We start from the raw sequence: 16,859 nt of genomic DNA, 5'->3' as shown, positions 1-16,859 counted from the left end.
CTTTCTCTAGGTTTTTATTTTATAAAAAGGAGCTGAAAAAGATGGAAAACAAGAAATTGGCAGAGAAAATTATTAAATTAGTGGGAGGTGAAGTTAATATTAACAGTGTCACTCATTGTATAACCCGTTTGCGGTTTCAATTAAAAAAACCTGAAAAGGTAGATAGACATGAATTGGAAAAATTAGATGATGTCATGGGGAGTCAGTATCAAGGAGGGCAGTACCAGATTATCATAGGGGGCAAGGTCGGGAAAGTTTATAATGAGGTCGCGAATATGTTACCAAAGTTAGTGGGAGGGGAGGTGGAAGAAGAGACAGTTAAACAATCATTAGGGACCCAGATAATCGAGACTTTATCAGCAATTTTAGTTCCGAGTTTAGCTCCAATTGTTGGTGGTGGGATGTTAAAAGGTTTTTTGTTTTTACTGTCAACTTTTTCTTGGATAGACGTCGAAGGGGGGACTTATTATCTGCTGAATATTGCATCAGATTGTATGTTTTACTTTTTTCCTTTTATTTTAGCGGTCAGTGCAGCCAAGCGTTTTAAAACCAATGAGTACATGGCACTGTCATTGGCAGGAGCATTGATGTACCCATCTATTTTGGAAGTAGCAAAAGTAGGTGAAGTGAGCAATTTCAAATTTTTAACCCTTTTTTCAATTCCGTTGTTGAACTATAGTGGCTCAATTGTTCCGATTATTTTGTCAGTTTGGCTATTGAGTTATGTGTATCGGTTTACGGAAGAACATATGCCCTCAATGGTAACGATTATTTTTACCCCCTTACTGACCTTATTAATAGTTATCCCAATCATGCTTTTTGGGATTGCCCCCCTTGGTTTTTATATTGGCGAGTATATCGCCATAGGGATTGGTTGGTTAATTGATGTTTCGCCATGGTTAGCCGGCTTTGTGATTGGCGCTAGTCGACCATTCCTTGTATTAACGGGTATGCATCATGCGATTCGACCGATTACTCAACAGCAAATAGCCACATATGGTTTTTCTACAATGGGACCTATGAACTTTATGAGTACGATGGCTCAGGCTTCGGCTGCTTTAGCAGTGTACGTATTTATTAAAGACAAAAAAATGAAACAAGTTTCCTTATCGGCCACTATCTCTGGTTTTCTGGGGATTACTGAACCAGCTTTGTATGGCGTATTGACTAAATACCGTTCAGCTTTTATTGGGGCAGCATTAGGAGGTGGAATTGGAGGGGCAGTCGGTGCCATGTTAGGGGCAAAAGGATATGCACCTGCCATGCCAAGTGTCTTGTCAATTCCTGTCTACATGGGGAAAGGGTCTATTGGCTTTTTCATTGCGTTTGCTATAACGGTTCTTTCAACCGTTGTTATCACCGTTATTTTTAATAGGATCTTAAAAGAAGGGGAAGCGGCAACGATGGAAGACGTAGCTCAGTTAGGGATTTTTAGTCCAGTCGGAGGTAATCTGGTACCGATGAGTGAGGTAAACGATGAGACTTTTAGCAGTGGTGTTATGGGAAAAGGCATGGCGATTCGACCCACGAGTAACGAAATTGTTTCGCCAGTTAATGGCGTAATTAATACTATTTTTAAAACGAAACATGCCATAGGATTAATTTCTGATGAAGGGGTCGAAATATTAATTCACGTTGGAGTTGACACGGTTAAGCTAGATGGGAAGTATTTCCAGTTAGTGTGTGAGGAAGGTCAAAAAGTCAGAGTTGGTGACCCCTTATTAAGGTTTGAGCGGCAAAAAATTATCTCGGCTGGCTATGATTCAACGGTTATAACTATTGTGACAAATGCCGAAAGCTATCCAACTATTTTGGAAGTGGCAAATGGGAAAATTACCAAAAAACAAAAAATTATGACCATGACTGTTTAATTAATAACTTGTCTTTGTGAGACAAAAAAAATAAAAGTGAAAAAGGAGAAACAAATGAGAGTGATTGTTACCGAGAGTTACGAAGAGTTAGGGAAAGTGGCATCGCAACATGTGCTAGGTCATGTATTGACTAAACAAAATCGAGTTAACTTAGCCATTACTGCAGGAACGACACCCTTAGAGGTTTATCGTTATTTGGTTCCAGAAGTCAAAGGGAAATCTCATTTTAGTCATGTCCATTTTTACAATTTTGATGAAATTCCGTATAAACATCAGCAATGTGAAGGGATTACTATGTCGGACTTAAGAGAGCTTTTTTTTGAACCGGCAGCTATTCAGGAAAGTCAAATTCATCCGTTAAATGACCAAAATTATGAGAAACAGGATGAACGGATTCAACAGGAAGGGGGGCTTGATGCAGTCTTGTTGGGAATTGGAGTAGATGGTCACTATTGTGGCAATTTGCCTGGTACGACGACGATTAATGACGGTACAACTAAAGTCAATTGCGATAGTTTAATGAAAAAGCGGATTAGTCCTCATTTTCAGAATGAGGAGGAAATTCCTGAATTTTATGTGACTATGGGGCCTAAGAGTATTATGGCTGCTGGGCAGTTGATTTTAATCGCTAATGGTCAAAAGAAAGCGGCGATTATGCGCCAATTTATCGAAGGCGAGATCTCGCTGGATTTGCCAGCAACTATTTTAAAACTACACCCTAATTTAACTGTCATTATAGATCGTGAGGCTGCATCGGAGTTGTCAGAGGAATATAGGGCACTCAATTACTTGTGATAGATCACGACTGAGAATGGATACATATAGCTCTACCTTTATGAACAAAAGGCTGTAATAACAGCTTTTTCATTAAAAGATACCCTTGATTTTTTTGTTGGTTTTACGTATACTAAACTCTACTATGAGAATTTAATTAGTTGGACTAATAGTATTTTAATGAGGAGGGAAAGGATGAGTAAATCAGAGTCGATTGACTTGATTAAAAGGTTATCACAAGCTAATGGTGTGTCAGGCTTTGAAGACGAAGTTGTGACGGTCGTGAGGAGCTATGCTGCAGACTTTGGAACAGTTACGGAAGATCAGATGCGCAACGTCTATTTGAAGGGAAAGGCTCAGGACAAGACAAAACCAACGATATTATTAGATGCCCATATGGATGAAGTTGGGTTTATTGTACAGGCTATTAAACCAAATGGCACCTTGCGGTTTTTACCTTTGGGAGGCTGGGTACCAAGCAATATTCCCGCACATCGAGTAAAAGTTCAAAATAGTGAAGGACGGTACCTGACAGGAATAATTGCCAGTAAACCGCCTCATTTTATGTCAGAGAAAGAACGGAATCAACCGTTGCTGATCGAAGACATGGTGATCGATTTAGGTGTGACTAGTGCTCAAGAAGTAGTGGAAGTATTAAAAATTGAGATAGGAGCGCCAGTTGTTCCTGAGGTGACCTTTACTTATTCAGCAGAATTAGATGTTCTAAGTGGTAAGGCATTTGATTGTCGGATTGGTTGTGCCTGTTTGTTGGAGACCTTAAAAGAAGTGGTGGATTTGGATGGTCACAGTAATGTTGTGGCTACGCTGACGAGTCAGGAAGAAGTGGGCGAACGCGGTGCCACTGTTGCGGCCCGGAATGTTCAACCGGATATTGCGATTGTTTTTGAAGGGTGCCCAGCGGATGATACCTTTGAAGAGACGTATATGATTCAGTCGGCTTTAAAGAAAGGGCCGATGTTGCGTCATTTTGACGTCTCGATGATCACGAATCCACGTTTTCAAAAGTTTGCTTTAGAGTTAGGCAAGGAGCTAAATATTCCTGTCCAAGCTTCTGTTAGAAAAGGCGGAGGTACAAATGGGGCAGTGATTAATCTGGTGAAACGTGGCGTGCCTTGTATTGTTATCGGCATTCCTGTGCGATACGCTCATACCCATTATGGTTATAGTGCTTATGAGGATTTTGTTCATGCAAGGGAATTGGCAGTAGCGTTAATTAAAAGGTTAGATAAGGAGACAATTGCTAGCTTCTAAAGAGTGGTAAAAATGAAAGGGAGTTGTAAGATGACAATCAAAGAGTTAGGGATAGGATTAATGGCGGTGGCAAGTTTGGCTTTAATGACAGGATGCGGCAGTCAAGAGAAACCTAAAGAATCAAAGGAAAAAGGGCAGACAGAGCAACGACTAAAAGTGGTGGAAACGGCGGAACTGCCGACGATGGATATCTCTCAAGCCACAGATGTCGTTAGTTTTTCGGCTATTAGTCAAGTGATGGAAGGGTTGTATGAATTCGCAGATGACAGCAGCAGTCAGCCGGCGTTGGCTAAGGAAGTGGTTCAACCGACAAATGAGGGGAAAACCTATACCATTGAGATTGAAGAAGGTGGCAAATGGAGCAATGGCGATGACGTAACGGCCCATGACTTTGTCTACTCATGGCAACGAACAGTTGATCCAACCACAGGTTCCGAATACGCTTATTTATTTGATGGATTTGTGAATTATAATGAAGTGGTCAAGGGTGAGAAAAAGCCAACTGAGCTTGGTGTTAAAGCCTTAGATGATTATACGCTGGAAATTAATTTGGAATACCCAATTCCTTATTTGACCTCTATTTTGGCCAAACCAACCTTCTATCCACAAAATCAAACGTTTGTGGAAGCCACAGGTAAGGATTATGGGACCAATAGTGATAGCGTATTGTACAACGGCGCTTTTCAGTTAACGGAGTGGGATGGTACAGGTTTAACTTGGAACTATGAAAAAAACGAGACATTCCGCAAAGCTAATGAAGTAAAATTAGCAGCGGTTGAAGTTCAGGTGATTAAGGAGAATGGCACTAGTTTGAATTTGTATAATTCAGATGAAGTGGATGTGATTCAAGTCAAAGGAGAGTTCGCCCAACAGGAAGCTGAAAATAAAGATTTAGTCATTAGGGAATACCCAAGTAGTTTTTATTTGCAGTATAATTTTGAAAATAAAATTTTTGCTAATAAAAATGCCCGCAATGCAATTTCGCTGATGATCGATTCGCAACAAATTGTGACGAGTATCTTGGGAGATGGTTCCAAAGCGATTAATGGGTATGTTCCCACTGGCATTGTCAACCCTGAAACGGGACAAGATTTTGCCAAGGAATCGGGGAAACTAACAACGACAGATCCAGACAAGGCCAAGGAACTTTGGGCGAAAGCCAAAGAAGAATTGAAAATGGAAACTGGTGAAGTTACCTTGCTAGCTTCGGACACGGACTCGGCTAAAAAACTAGCAGAATACGTCCAGGGTGTATTAGGTGAGTTGGAAGGCCTAAAAGTCAATATCTCCAACGTGCCATTTAATAATCGTTTAGATGCCATGAGCAAAGGAACCTTTGATGTAGTCTTAGCTGGTTGGGCAGCCACTTATGCAGACCCTTATGATTTCTTACAGCTAGTTAACTCAGGCACGCCACAAAACTATGGAAACTGGCAGAATGAAGCATATGCCAAGTTATTAAAAGATGCCTCATCGACGTTTGTGAATGACAATGAAAAACGCTGGAGTTTGTTATTGGATGCGCATAAGTTAGTGATAGAAGAGGCGCCAGTTACTCCGTTGTATCAAGGTAGCGAAAGTTACTTGGTTAAACCTAAGGTGGAGAACCTTGTATACCGCTCCTTAGGTAGTCCGTATTATAAAAATGTGTCTCTAAAAGAATAAGGAGAAGTTAACACCACGCTAATGAAGGAATCAGCGTGGTGTTTTTTGCTTTTGATTCAGTTTCATTTGCCATTAAACTGAGATAAAAAAAAACTCAATATAAGGAAATAGGGACGAATGTGAAAAAAGTTTTTTTGTTACACAGCTTGTGAAACACCTCGTATTCTTGCTTTCATCAATTTTTTTCAAAACAAACACACACTATATGTAGTTATCAATGATAAAAAATAAAAATAAAACCACAATATATGGTTGTAAAATCAGCGGAATTGATATAAGATATATGGAGAGAAATATAAAGGAGTTTGATGTTCTATGATGGAAGTAGCGGGGAAAAATAAGGAAATTGTGTATTTAAATTCAAAGATGCAGAATATTAAAGTGGTAAAAAGAGACGGTCGATCAGTGGAATTTGATGACAAGAAAATTTATGATGCATTATTAAAAGCGGAGGAAAAAATTCAAGGTGAAATTCGTCCCCTTGCCCAAGCTAGAATTCAACACATTGTAGAACTGATAGACGAAGAAATTGCTGAACGTTTTTCCGAAGACGTTAAAATATACGAAATCCAAAATATCGTGGAGCATATTTTATTAGGTCAACAGGAGTATGACTTAGCAGAAGAGTACATTAATTATCGGACTCACCGAGATTTTGAACGGAGCAAAGCGACGGATATTAATTTTACGATTAGTAAATTGATTGATAAAGATCAGGCTGTGGTGAATGAGAATGCCAATAAAGACAGTGACGTATTCAACACGCAACGGGATCTAACAGCCGGGATTGTCGGCAAATCAATTGGCTTAAAAATGTTACCGCCTCATGTGGCTAACGCCCATCAAAAAGGTGATATTCATTATCACGATTTGGATTACCATCCTTATACGCCGATGACAAACTGTTGTTTAATCGATTTTGACAGCATGTTAAATAATGGCTTTAAGATTGGGAATGCTGAAGTGGAGGCGCCTAAATCGATTCAAACGGCAACAGCTCAAATTTCGCAAATCATTGCCAACGTGGCATCTAGCCAGTACGGTGGCTGTTCTGCTGATCGAATCGATGAGCTTTTGGCGCCTTTTGCTGAGAAAAACTATCAGAAACATCTGGCAGACGCTCAAGAATGGATTGAAGATAGCCGCCAACACGATGCGTATGCTAAGGCTAAAACAAGCAAAGATATCTATGATTCCATGCAAAGTTTGGAATATGAAATCAATACCCTCTTTACTTCTAATGGACAGACGCCATTTACTTCTTTAGGATTTGGTTTAGGCTTAAATTGGTTTGAAAAAGAGATTCAGAAATCTATTTTACAAATCAGAATTAAGGGATTGGGCCAAGAGCATCGGACAGCTATTTTTCCTAAGTTGATTTTCTCGATAAAAGAAGGGGTTAACTTGAAGGCAAGTGATCCTAACTACGATGTCAAACAGCTAGCCTTAGAATGTGCCACTAAGCGGATGTACCCGGATGTCTTGAACTATGATAAGTTAGTGGAATTAACCGGTAGTTTTAAAGTACCAATGGGGTGTCGCTCGTTTCTTCAAGGCTGGCAGGATGAAGAGGGCAAAGAAGTCAATGCTGGTCGAATGAACTTGGGCGTAGTCACCTTAAACTTACCACGGATCGCCATGGAAGCAGATGGCAACCAAGATAAATTCTGGAATATTTTAGAAGAGCGCTTGGGCATTATGAAAGATGCTTTGGTTTATCGGATAGAACGGTGTAAAGAAGCCTCACCAGCTAATGCGCCGATTTTATATATGTATGGTGCATTTGGTAAACGGCTGAAAAAAGACCAGTCAACCGATGAGTTATTTAAAAATAAACGGGCAACGATTTCCATGGGCTACATCGGTTTATATGAAGTGGCTTCGCAGTTTTATGGGGGAGAATGGGAAGAAAATCCTAAAGCTAAAGAGTTTACCTTAGCAATTTTGAAATCATTAAAAGCTCATGCCGATTTATGGGGGAACGAATACGGCTATCATTTTAGTGTGTATTCAACCCCAAGTGAAAGTTTAACTGACCGTTTCTGTCGGTTGGATACGGAGAAATTTGGTGTGGTGGAACATGTGACAGATAAAGATTATTACACAAACAGTTTCCATTACGATGTTCGTAAGAATCCGACTCCTTTTGAAAAGCTTGATTTTGAAAAAGATTACCCTCAGTACTGTTCAGGCGGCTTTATTCACTATTGTGAATATCCTGTGTTGCAACAAAATCCAAAAGCATTGGAAGCAGTTTGGGATTATTCTTATGATAAAGTTGGTTATTTAGGTACTAATACGCCAATCGATCATTGTTACGACTGTGATTATGAGGGAGATTTTAACCCAACTGAGCGTGGTTTTGAGTGCCCACAATGTGGCAATAACGATCCGAAATCATGTGACGTGGTTAAACGGACCTGTGGTTACTTAGGTAATCCTCAAGCGCGTCCAATGGTTCATGGCCGTCATAAAGAAATATCCTCACGTGTTAAGCACATGAAATAATGGCATAAAAGCAAATAAATGAAAGGACTACAGTTGAGTAGTCTTTTCTTTTCAGTCAATTTTTGGAATAGCTAAAAATAAGGTAAGGAGTGAGTCGATTTGCGTAATCCTAAGCCACAAGAATGGCTTTCAGAAGAACTTAGTCAAAATTATTACGGGGACTACAAACCTTTTAACTTTGTAGATGGTGAAGGTGTACGTTGTAGCCTTTATCTTAGTGGGTGTCTTTTTGCCTGTGAGGGCTGCTACAATAAAGCCGTGCAGCGATTTAACTATGGTCAACCCTATACCAAGACGCTGGAAGATCAGATTATGGTTGATTTACGTCATGAGTATGTTCAAGGCATGACCCTTTTGGGTGGAGAACCGTTTCTAAATACAGCTGTTTGTCTATCCTTAGTCGATCGGATTCGTCATGAATTTGGTGGGACCCGGGATATCTGGTCATGGACGGGCTATACTTACGAAGAATTATTGCTAGAGTCCGAAGATAAATTGAGCTTGCTAAATAAGATCGATGTCTTAGTCGACGGTCGATTTGAGCTAGGTAAACGCAACTTAAACCTTCAGTTTCGAGGAAGCAGTAATCAGCGAATTATTGATGTTAAGAAGTCACTGGCTGCCGGTGAAGCGGTCATGTGGGATAAATGTGTGGATGGTACAGAAAGTTTTGAACAGATAAAAAAAGCACAGTTAATTTAACTCAAAAGCCCATTTACCATAAAGGAGAACTTGCTTTTGATTCGTTTAATTCGACTGATTAAAATCAAACAAGTGCTGGAGATGCCTCAAGCACTTGTTTGATTTTCATATTAATTTTTCTTCTGTACCATCGGTGTAATAGGTGAGGATAGGAAAAAGGAGGCTGATTGTTGTGCCTTCTCCTTCAGTAGACGTCACGTAGATAGAATGGCCTAGTTTTTCCGCTAAGCTTTTTGCCAGGTAGAGGCCAAGGCCGGTGGAATGATGGAGTTGATTACGACCTGTTTGTCCAGTAAAGCCCTTATCAAAAATACGGCGTTGGTCGGCCAAGGGGATGCCGATGCCTGTGTCTTTAACTTCCAGCCAAATGCCTCGGTCATTTTTAGAAAGGCTGAGGGTGATAGACCCGTTGTCTCCTGTGTATTTAATGGCATTGCTAATGACCTGGTTTAGGATAAAGCTGAGCCATTTTTGGTCGGTTAATACCTCGTAATCCTCGCCTTCAATGGCATAATGAAGGTTGTGTTGAATAAAATAATTGGCATTTTGGCGAATCACCGGCAGAATAATCCGTTTTAGTGAAATTTCTTGAATTAAATAATCTCGTGAAAAGGTGTCTAAGCGGGAATAATACAAGACCTGATCCACATAACTTTCGATTTTTTGTAAGTCATTTTCCAATTGGTAAAACTGTTGCTCTTGAATATCGTCTTCGATGGCGTCGTTTAATAATTTCACTGAGGCCAGAGGGACCTTGATTTCATGAACCCAGCTGTCAATGAAGTCTTTTTGGTCTTGTTGACTTTGAATCACGTTTTCAAGTGACTCCCGTTGATCCATGATTAATTGATTAATATAGGTTTGAACTATTTTTTGTTCTTCTGAAGTTGCTTGTTTAAGTTGCTCCGAGAGAAAGTCATTGCGATTTTCTTGGTTTTCAATGGCTCGTAACCATTTTTGTTTTTTTGCATAACTAGCGGTTAAGTAAATAATCAGTGTGACAGCTTGTAAAATAATAAGGTAACTCACGGCTGAAAGATTAAACTGGACACTTGGTGTTAGCCAGAGGATTAAACAGGTAATCAAAATAAAACTCAGCCATAGGAGGATGACGCCTAACTTGTCTTTTAAAAAGGTTATGACGGACATGTTATTCCTGCTTTCTTGTTCTGTGAGTTATGGCACGATGTAGCCTTGGCCAATTTTTGTTTCGATGTAAGTGTCTAAACCTGCTTGTTCGATTTTTTTTCGGAGGCGATTGATATTGACGGTTAAGGTATTATCGTCCACAAAGCGTTCGTCATCCCAAAGGGCTCGGAGTAATTTATCTCGACTTAAAATTTTGCCGTGATTTTTCATTAAATGATAAAGTAATTTATACTCATTTTTACTCAGATCAATTGTCTCGTCGCCGACTTGGAACGTGCTGTTTTCCATGTTCAGTAAAATGCCATTGTGTTCCATCACTTCACTGGTAGCTTCACTGTAATTATAGGTTCTCCGTAAGAGGGCATTGATTTTGGCAATCAAAATGTCCACGGAAAAAGGTTTGTTAACAAAGTCATCCCCTCCCATATTCATGGCCATGATCATATCCATATTAGTGTTGCGGCTGGAAATGAAAATGATTGGTACTTTTGAGATTTCGCGTATTTTTTGGCACCAATAAAAGCCATCAAAAACAGGTAGATTGATATCCAATAAAACAAGATTAGGTTGTTGCGTGACAAATTCACCAAGAATATCTTGAAAGCTATCTGGTGCACAAGTGTCAAAATTCCATTTTTTTAAGGCATCGCTTAATAGGTCACGTATGGTTTCTTCGTCTTCCACAATCATAATTTTAAACATCTTAAGTTCCTCACTTCCAATGAACGACTGCATTCACTTGCTTTACTGGTATCGTACCAAAAATAGAAAAAAAAAGCTATGATACCCAGCCTTTTTTACTGGGTATTTAGCTTTTATTTAAGACTAATAAGACGTTGTAGTCTTGAGTGGTTTTACCAGTCGTCTGCCAGTTAAAACTAATTTCTTTAATGGCATCGGCATTCTCTAGTTCTGGCATAACGAATGTTAGATCCGTATTTTCGACTTTTTGACCTTTTTCAATGGTCATATTTTTTAAGGTGGCTGTTTTGGCTAAGGGATAGTCTTTGCCATTTACCGTAAATTTAATCTCTTCGGGTTTAATCGAGATCGCTTCGTTACTCTTATTCTCAAGTTGGAGAGTGATATCAATCAGACCTTGATTCCCTTTATAGCCAAATGCTTCCATATCCGTTTCATTGATTTTGGCAACGGCCACTTCGGTTACAATGGCGACTAAACCTTTTTCTTCAATGGCTTTGTTAACGGTAAAAGTATTGATGCTTTCTCCATTATTACTTTCTGTCGCAGCTAAAACGGCATCGATGATGACATTTTTGAGACCAGGAGGACTGCTTTCCTTGGTAGATGAATCGGTGCTGGTTGAACTAGACGTATTGCCAGACTCCCCGTTTTTAGTGGGGGCTGTCGAACTGTCATTGGCGCCGGCTGGTTGACTTCGGCTTTCTGAACTGTTTCCAGTTAAAGGGTTGACAGGTTCAATAGGTGGCGGTGTAGTGCCAGAATTCACCACAGTGTATATTAACGTTATTAATAGCAGTAAGAGAGTAAGCCCACTTACGGCAAAATAGATCAGTGTTTTTTTGTCTGACGGTAGTTTTAGTTGTTTAAAGTTAAAATCAGGCACATGTTTGCCTCCTTTTATGAGGTGTGTTTGTTGATGACAAAACAAACGTATAACTTTATTATAGCATCTTTTATGAAAATCACGAAATGAAATTAGGATTATCATCTGCATACTTAAGACAACTTTTAGAAATGGATACCTATTTTATCAGATTTAAGGTAAAATGGGAGGTTTAGTGACATTTTTGTAAGTTAGTTAAGAAAAATGTAAGATAATTAGATTTTCATTGCTTAAGATGCTTGATACAATAAGTAGGCAGAGACATCATGTTAACTAATCAAACAGATAGTTCCCTTGGATTATCCCATCATCATCAGAAAAGAATGGAACTTTCGGCGCTTCTTAGAGCTTTAGGGTCTAAAAATTGTCGAGATCAAGGCTTTTGGTAGTGGTTATTAGGTAGGAACTGTATAGATAAAAGTAACTTAATGATAAAAAAGGGAGCCAAAAAGAAATGGAGAGAATTCTAGAAGTAGTCCGTTTGACCAAAATTTATGGCAGTAAATTAAATCCAACTAATGTGCTAGATAACATTTCTTTTTCGGTTGATAAAGGAGAGTTTATCGGAATTATGGGACCGAGTGGTGCAGGGAAAACCACTTTATTAAATATGATGTCAACCATCGATAAACCTACAACGGGAAAAGTAATGATTAGTGGCACGGATATTACGCGCATGAACGAGCGCAAGCTAAGTGATTTTAGACGAAAAGAGCTTGGGTTTATTTTTCAAGATTTTAATTTAATGGATTCACTGACGGTGAAAGACAATATTCTATTGCCCTTAGCTCTGGATCGCTTAAGCTATGCTGAAATGGTGGACCGTCTGGAGAAAATTACCCGGATACTTGGAATCGATCATCTTCTGGGAAAAATCCCCGCTGATGTATCCATTGGTCAAAAACAACGTGTGGCAGCGGCTCGAGCGATTATTACTCAGCCACAGTTAATCTTTGCAGATGAACCAACAGGCTCTTTGGATTCAAAGTCGGCAACCGAATTGTTGCAGTATCTAACCGAAATGAACAAGCAGGAACGAGCGACTATTTTAATGGTTACTCATGATGCTTTCACCGCGAGTTATTGTCATCGGATTTTATTTATTAAAGACGGCGTTATTTTTTCGGAGATTGTTCGTCAAGGAACGAGACGGGAATTTTTTCAAAAAATAATGGACATGCAAACAGCCATTGGTGGGGGTGTCGATGATTTTAGTTGATTTAGCTATTAAGAACGTTAGGACACAGTTAAAGAGTTATTTAATGTATTTCGTCAGCATGGCATTTTCGGTGATGGTTTATTACAGTTTTAGAGCTATGAGTTATGACCAACATTTAGTTGAGCGAATAGGAGTGAATCAAAATCTGGCAAGTTCATTACAAGCTGCCAGTGTAATGATTGTGCTGTTTATACTGGTTTTTATGTTTTCTGCCAATTCTTTTTTTCTAAAGAAACGCAAAAAAGAAATCGGCCTCTATCATTTATTAGGGATGCGAAAAATTCAAATTAGCTTCCTCTTTTTTATGGAAAATTGTGTGATTGGAATCGCGGCTTTAGGGGCGGGAATTTTGGCAGGCATAGTCTTTTCAAAGTTGTTTGCCATGTTATTAATTCGGGCAATGTACCTTGAAATGGACAGTAGTTTTGCTTTTTCCTTGAAGGCTATTCATTCGACTAGTTTAATGTTTGTGGTTATTTTGATGATGGTCTCCTTGCGTAGTGGTCGCGTTGTTTATCGTTATAAGCTAGTTGATTTATTCAAGGCGATGCAGATTGGCGATCGTCTCAAGAAACCTAATTTTATCACTTGGTTAATGGGGGCTGCTGGTCTGGGTTTGTTGATTTACGGCTATTATCAGGCGGTTAACATCATTGGTTTTTCTAACATACTAAATGAAAAAACGCAATCAGATATGGGGTTTTTATATGGCATCATGATTATTTTAGCCTCGTGCGTCCTAGGTTCTTATTTCTTTTTTCATGGGTTTCTGCCGATTGTGATTGATCTTATGCAACGACTTAAAAGCTATTACTATCGGGATATCCACATGGTCACCACAGGGGGCTTGCGTTTTCACCTTAAGAAAAATGCCACAACTTTGGGGACGATTGCCGTCTTATCAGGAACTGCCTTGGCTGCTATTGGCGGGGCGACGAATGTCTATAGTTTTGGGATGGAACTGACCAATCGGGAGAAGCCCATGGATTTTGTGGTGGACAGCCGAGAAGACGAGGAATTGAAAACAGTTCTAGGAGACTTTCCAGACTTTCCAGTAACAGCTAAAGTCAAGGTCAAGGTTAAACAAATTGGCGGCTCCTATGAACAGACTACCTTTGAGTATCGAACGAGACAGACAGGACCTTTAAGTGTGATTTCTTTCAGTGCGTATGAGGCATTACGAAAAGTGAATCCTTATTTGGCGCCCATTAAGTTAGCTGATGATTTTGAGGCGGCATTATTGGACCGCCAGATTGGCAGTAGCTCCCTAATGAGCGAGGTATCATTTAGTCCCTTAATACTGCAAGGAATTGAAAAACCTCTGATGATTAGGAACCACCAAATGGACGCTCTGGGAGGCTCTCGCACTGTACGCTACAATCTGTCTACGATTGTCGTGACCGATAAACTTTTTGCGTCATTGCCTGCTGAACAGGCCTATGAGTTGACGATGATCAATGTGGAAAGTGGTGAAGACAGCCAAGTGTTGGCAGATGAGGTCGAGTCTCGCCTGCCAGAAAGACGGTATCGGCAACAAGCTAGTTTCACTTTCCAAGAGGGTCAGGTTAAGGGGCAAATTCAACCGGAAGTCTTAATTTCAGAGGGAACTGAGCGCTCTTATGATGAGAACCAAATGGAGCGGATTAACTTGGATACACGTTACCCGGCTGTTAGGGATAATCGGATTAGTTATGGGTCATTGGTGTACATCGCCATTTTCTTAGGAGTGGTTTTCTTGTTTGCCACAGGCAGTATTATCATGTTGAAGCAATTATCGGAAGCGGAAGAAGAAAAAATACGCTATCAGATGTTACGAAAAATTGGAGTCTCGAGAAAGATGATTTCAAACAGTGTTTATCGCCAAAATTTCCTTGTTTTTTTTGCTCCCTTAGTGATTGCCTATCTCCACTCCAAATACGCCTTAACGACTTTGAACTACATGATTGCAACGGGAAATAACAGTTTAACTTGGTTGTCTCGTGGCTTCTTATTGGTCATTTACATCGGGTTTTATCTCGGAACAGCAGCGACTTACAATCGAATTGTTAATGATTAAAAAAAGTCTGAAACCGTTTGTAATATGCTTGTAACAATAACTGTTGATACTGCTGATGTTGGGAATTGATTTTGTTAGACGTTTTCAGTGTAATTGGCGTGAGATTACAAAACTGTAAGGATTATTTAGGGAAATGTTAATAAATTTTCAGGTTAACTGTGATATACTAGGCAATGTAATATTTGTAATATAAAATAGTTTCGAAGTCGGTCGCAAGTCTGATAAACAAGTCAGGCAAAGGCTTGATAACAAATAAATTATTTTGTTCTACAATGAAGGTGAAGTTAGACAGTCACCGCAGTTAAATAAGAAAGACAAACAATCGTAGGAGGAATTGAAAATGATGAATAAACTAAAAATGAAATTAGCGGATGAAAACGTCAATTACTGGTTAACATTCTTCGGTAAGACCTTGTTTTACTTAACAGTGATGCTTGTGTTGATTTATTTTTATCACTTTAGCCATATTGATGGCGGTAGTTTTATTTACAATGAATTTTAAAATAATCAGTTATAAAGAAGGGTAATACAATGGTGGAAAGAATGACATTAATTGAAAAAATCGATCAGTGGGCCACAACCTCACCAGAGCAACTTTGTTTTAAGGGGACCAAAAGTTATACCTACAGTCAGCTCAAAACTGATTCAGATGGTCTTGCTGCTTATCTGGAGGAGGCACACGCGAATCAAGAACCGATTATTGTCTACGGTGGCTTGGAGTATGAGATGATTGTCTCATTTTTAGCTTGTAGCAAATCGGGTCATGCGTATATTCCAATCGACAGTCATACGCCGGCAGATCGTGTTGCCCTAATTGCAGAAGTGGCTGATTACACAGCCATCATCGCCTGGGAGGACTGGCCATTAGCTGATGCTCAAGGCTTATTGACAGCTGAGGCAGCGTTAGATGAGATGGCTACAGGGGCCTGTCCACAAGGTAAAGGGGTCAATGGGGATGATAATTATTACCTGATTTTTACATCAGGAACAACGGGTGTGCCAAAGGGTGTCCAGATTAGCCACGATAACTTAGTAAGTTATACAGATTGGATGCTACAGGAGTTTGGTCTTAAAACAGGTCAAGTATTTTTATCTCAAGCACCCTATTCTTTTGATTTATCGGTGATGGACATCTATCCGGCACTTCTCTCAGGGGGACAGTTAAGCCCTTTAAAAAAAGAGTTGGTTAATGATTTTAAAGGCCTTTTTACAGAATTGCCGAAACTAGCTATAAATGTCTGGGTTTCGACTCCTTCATTTGCAGATGTTTGTTTAATGGATCCGCGTTTCAATGGAGAAGAAAACCCTAGCATCACCCATTTTCTGTTTTGTGGTGAGGAGTTAGCTCACAGCACGGCTAGTAAGTTGAGCCAGCGTTTTCCAAAGGCTCACATATACAATACCTATGGTCCAACAGAAGCGACGGTGGCAGTGACGGAAATCGAAATAACCCAGGATGTTTTAGAACGGTATCAGCGTTTGCCTATTGGTCGAGTTAAAGCTGATACGGCTATTTATATTATGGATGAAGCGGGTCAGGTACTGCCAGAAGGCCAAGTAGGAGAAATCGTCATAGTGGGACCAAGTGTTTCCAAAGGCTATTACCACAATCCTGAAAAAACTGCTGAAGCATTTTATGATTATCAAGGAAAACAAGCTTACAAAACAGGCGATGGTGGGATGATGGAAGAGGATTTGCTCTTTTATAAAGGACGGATGGACTTCCAGATTAAACTACATGGTTACCGAATTGAATTAGAAGATATTGATCATCATTTAGGAGAGGTTTCTTATGTCAAAGCAGCAGCTGTGGTACCTAAATATGTGGATCATAAAGTGCAACAATTAGTGGCTTATATCGTGCCAGAAGAACACTCTTTCGAAAAGGAATATCAATTGTCTAAAGCGATTAAGGAAGAGTTGCGAAAAACCGTGATGGATTATATGGTGCCTCAAAAGTATCTTTATGTGGATGCTTTACCCTTGACCCAAAATGGCAAAGTAGATCGTAAAGGCCTAATAAATGAGGTGAATGGCTCATGATGGAGGGCTTAA

General features: G+C 39.6%; 13 protein-coding genes. 10 read left to right on the top strand and 3 right to left on the bottom strand.

What is annotated here, in order from left to right:
* Positions 1-41 precede the first annotated feature (41 nt).
* The 6 genes from RWN13_RS11635 (at position 42) to nrdG (ending at position 8,792) form a co-directional block, all read left to right on the top strand.
* Positions 42-1,871, top strand: coding sequence for a beta-glucoside-specific PTS transporter subunit IIABC (locus RWN13_RS11635; protein WP_314063621.1), 1,830 nt, complete (start codon positions 42-44; stop codon positions 1,869-1,871).
* A gap of 54 nt (positions 1,872-1,925) precedes the next feature.
* Positions 1,926-2,666 (top strand): glucosamine-6-phosphate deaminase, encoded by a 741-nt coding sequence (locus RWN13_RS11630; protein WP_314063619.1) that lies wholly within the window; start codon positions 1,926-1,928, stop codon positions 2,664-2,666.
* A 174-nt stretch (positions 2,667-2,840) separates the two neighbouring features.
* Positions 2,841-3,917 carry a M20/M25/M40 family metallo-hydrolase gene (locus RWN13_RS11625; protein WP_314063616.1) on the top strand — a complete coding sequence of 359 codons (1,077 nt, stop codon included), beginning with the start codon at positions 2,841-2,843 and terminating at the stop codon, positions 3,915-3,917.
* Between the two features lie 30 nt (positions 3,918-3,947).
* The gene (locus RWN13_RS11620; RefSeq protein WP_314063614.1) at positions 3,948-5,582 is read left to right on the top strand and encodes a peptide ABC transporter substrate-binding protein; all 1,635 of its coding nucleotides are present in this window, start codon (positions 3,948-3,950) and stop codon (positions 5,580-5,582) included.
* Between the two features lie 318 nt (positions 5,583-5,900).
* Entirely contained in the window at positions 5,901-8,090 is a 2,190-nt protein-coding gene (gene nrdD / locus RWN13_RS11615; protein ID WP_399553660.1) for an anaerobic ribonucleoside-triphosphate reductase, read from the top strand.
* Between the two features lie 99 nt (positions 8,091-8,189).
* Entirely contained in the window at positions 8,190-8,792 is a 603-nt protein-coding gene (gene nrdG / locus RWN13_RS11610) for an anaerobic ribonucleoside-triphosphate reductase activating protein (protein ID WP_314063609.1), read from the top strand.
* A gap of 105 nt (positions 8,793-8,897) precedes the next feature.
* On the opposite strand, the gene RWN13_RS11605 is transcribed toward nrdG, so the two are convergent.
* The 3 genes from RWN13_RS11605 to RWN13_RS11595 form a co-directional block, all read right to left on the bottom strand.
* Positions 8,898-9,941 (bottom strand): sensor histidine kinase, encoded by a 1,044-nt coding sequence (locus RWN13_RS11605; protein ID WP_314063607.1) that lies wholly within the window; start codon positions 9,939-9,941, stop codon positions 8,898-8,900.
* A gap of 27 nt (positions 9,942-9,968) precedes the next feature.
* Positions 9,969-10,643, bottom strand: coding sequence for a response regulator transcription factor (locus RWN13_RS11600; RefSeq protein WP_314063605.1), 675 nt, complete (start codon positions 10,641-10,643; stop codon positions 9,969-9,971).
* Positions 10,644-10,749: 106 nt separating this feature from the next.
* The gene (locus RWN13_RS11595) at positions 10,750-11,529 is read right to left on the bottom strand and encodes a hypothetical protein (protein WP_314063603.1); all 780 of its coding nucleotides are present in this window, start codon (positions 11,527-11,529) and stop codon (positions 10,750-10,752) included.
* Positions 11,530-11,983: 454 nt separating this feature from the next.
* Here RWN13_RS11595 and RWN13_RS11590 point away from each other — a divergent pair, with 454 nt between their 5' ends.
* From RWN13_RS11590 to dltA, 4 genes are all read left to right on the top strand, one after another.
* Positions 11,984-12,748: an ABC transporter ATP-binding protein gene (locus RWN13_RS11590; protein WP_314063600.1), complete on the top strand. Its 765-nt coding sequence runs from the start codon at positions 11,984-11,986 to the stop codon at positions 12,746-12,748.
* On the top strand, positions 12,735-14,804 hold the full coding sequence (locus RWN13_RS11585) for an ABC transporter permease (RefSeq protein ID WP_314063597.1): 2,070 nt from the start codon (positions 12,735-12,737) through the stop codon (positions 14,802-14,804). The genes RWN13_RS11590 and RWN13_RS11585 overlap by 14 nt, the downstream gene beginning before the upstream one ends.
* 343 nt (positions 14,805-15,147) lie before the next feature.
* Positions 15,148-15,306, top strand: coding sequence for a teichoic acid D-Ala incorporation-associated protein DltX (locus RWN13_RS11580; RefSeq protein WP_314063776.1), 159 nt, complete (start codon positions 15,148-15,150; stop codon positions 15,304-15,306).
* Between the two features lie 29 nt (positions 15,307-15,335).
* Positions 15,336-16,847, top strand: coding sequence for a D-alanine--poly(phosphoribitol) ligase subunit DltA (gene dltA / locus RWN13_RS11575; RefSeq protein ID WP_314063594.1), 1,512 nt, complete (start codon positions 15,336-15,338; stop codon positions 16,845-16,847).
* The last annotated feature ends 12 nt before the right edge of the window (positions 16,848-16,859 follow it).

Source organism: uncultured Vagococcus sp. (assembly GCF_963518325.1).
Classification (GTDB): domain Bacteria; phylum Bacillota; class Bacilli; order Lactobacillales; family Vagococcaceae; genus Vagococcus_D.
This window is presented reverse-complemented; position numbering and strand designations above follow the sequence as displayed.

Coding starts and splice junctions, on each gene's coding strand:
- RWN13_RS11635 (WP_314063621.1), top strand. CDS start 42: ATGGAAAACAAGAAATTGGCAGAGAAAATTATTAAATTAGTGGGAGGT.
- RWN13_RS11630 (WP_314063619.1), top strand. CDS start 1,926: ATGAGAGTGATTGTTACCGAGAGTTACGAAGAGTTAGGGAAAGTGGCA.
- RWN13_RS11625 (WP_314063616.1), top strand. CDS start 2,841: ATGAGTAAATCAGAGTCGATTGACTTGATTAAAAGGTTATCACAAGCT.
- RWN13_RS11620 (WP_314063614.1), top strand. CDS start 3,948: ATGACAATCAAAGAGTTAGGGATAGGATTAATGGCGGTGGCAAGTTTG.
- nrdD (WP_399553660.1), top strand. CDS start 5,901: ATGGAAGTAGCGGGGAAAAATAAGGAAATTGTGTATTTAAATTCAAAG.
- RWN13_RS11605 (WP_314063607.1), bottom strand. CDS start 9,941: ATGTCCGTCATAACCTTTTTAAAAGACAAGTTAGGCGTCATCCTCCTA.
- RWN13_RS11600 (WP_314063605.1), bottom strand. CDS start 10,643: ATGTTTAAAATTATGATTGTGGAAGACGAAGAAACCATACGTGACCTA.
- RWN13_RS11590 (WP_314063600.1), top strand. CDS start 11,984: ATGGAGAGAATTCTAGAAGTAGTCCGTTTGACCAAAATTTATGGCAGT.
- RWN13_RS11585 (WP_314063597.1), top strand. CDS start 12,735: ATGATTTTAGTTGATTTAGCTATTAAGAACGTTAGGACACAGTTAAAG.
- RWN13_RS11580 (WP_314063776.1), top strand. CDS start 15,148: ATGAATAAACTAAAAATGAAATTAGCGGATGAAAACGTCAATTACTGG.
- dltA (WP_314063594.1), top strand. CDS start 15,336: ATGGTGGAAAGAATGACATTAATTGAAAAAATCGATCAGTGGGCCACA.